Origin of the sequence: Streptomyces cellostaticus (genome assembly GCF_001513965.1) — a bacterium.
Classification (GTDB): Bacteria; Actinomycetota; Actinomycetes; order Streptomycetales; family Streptomycetaceae; genus Streptomyces; species Streptomyces cellostaticus.
This window is the reverse complement of sequence record NZ_KQ948105.1, coordinates 1,153-2,282: the sequence shown is the minus strand read 5'-3', so window position 1 is coordinate 2,282 and position 1,130 is coordinate 1,153. Positions and strand designations below refer to the sequence as shown.

Annotated in this window: 2 protein-coding genes; both read left to right on the top strand. The window is 65.0% G+C overall.

The window, feature by feature from the left end; translation table 11 throughout:
• Nucleotides 1–338 (top strand): alpha-glucosidase C-terminal domain-containing protein (locus tag AQI88_RS42225; RefSeq protein ID WP_208616106.1); only part of this gene is annotated, 338 nt, incomplete at its 5' end.
• Nucleotides 335–1,130: alpha-amylase family glycosyl hydrolase (locus AQI88_RS42220; protein WP_244184658.1), on the top strand; the 796-nt coding region annotated here is incomplete at its 3' end. The genes AQI88_RS42225 and AQI88_RS42220, both read left to right, overlap by 4 nt.

The following is a 1,130-nucleotide window of genomic DNA, read 5'->3' as shown; positions in this document are numbered from 1 at the left end:
GCGAGAACCCGGCCCTGCACCAGCTGCGCGACCTCCACTTCCACCACGCCGACCAGGACGCGGTGATCGCCTACTCGAAGCGGAGCGGATCGAACACGGTTCTGGTGGTCGCCAACCTCGACCCCCACCACACCCAGGAAGCCACGGTCTCGTTGGACATGCCGCAACTCGGCCTGAACTGGCACGAGTCGGTTCCGGTGCGCGATCTGCTCACCGGCGAGACCTATCACTGGGGCAGGGCCAACTATGTGCGCCTCGAACCGGGCCATAGGCCCGCGCATGTCTTCTCGGTTCTGCGACCGTCCACCCCGCAGATCGGAGGGTCACCCACAATATGATCGTCAACGAGCCCGTCCCGGACACCTTCGAGGACACTCCCGCCAAGGACCGGGACCCGGAGTGGTTCAAACGCGCCGTCTTCTACGAGGTGCTCGTCCGCTCCTTCCAGGACAGCAACGGCGACGGCATCGGCGACCTCAAGGGTCTGACCGCCAAGCTCGACTACTTGCAGTGGCTGGGCGTGGACTGCCTCTGGCTGCCGCCCTTCTTCAAGTCACCGCTGCGTGACGGCGGTTACGACGTCTCCGACTACACCGCCGTACTCCCCGAATTCGGTGACCTCGCCGACTTCGTGGAGTTCGTCGACGCCGCCCACCAGCGCGGCATGCGCGTCATCATCGACTTCGTCATGAACCACACCAGCGACCAGCACCCGTGGTTCCAGGAGTCGAGGCGGGATCCGGACGGTCCGTACGGGGACTACTACGTCTGGGCCGACGACGACAAGCAGTTCCAGGGCGCCCGGATCATCTTCGTCGACACCGAGGCCTCCAACTGGACGTACGACCCCGTACGCAAGCAGTACTACTGGCACCGCTTCTTCTCGCACCAGCCGGACCTCAACTACGAGAACCCGGCGGTGCAGGAGGAGATGATCTCCGCGCTGAAGTTCTGGCTGGACCTCGGTATCGACGGGTTCCGCCTGGACGCCGTGCCGTACCTGTACCAGCAGGAGGGCACCAACTGCGAGAACCTGCCGGCGACCCACGAGTTCCTGAAGCGGGTGCGCAAGGAGATCGACACCCAGTACCCGGACACCGTGCTGCTGGCGGAGGCCAACCAGTGGCCGG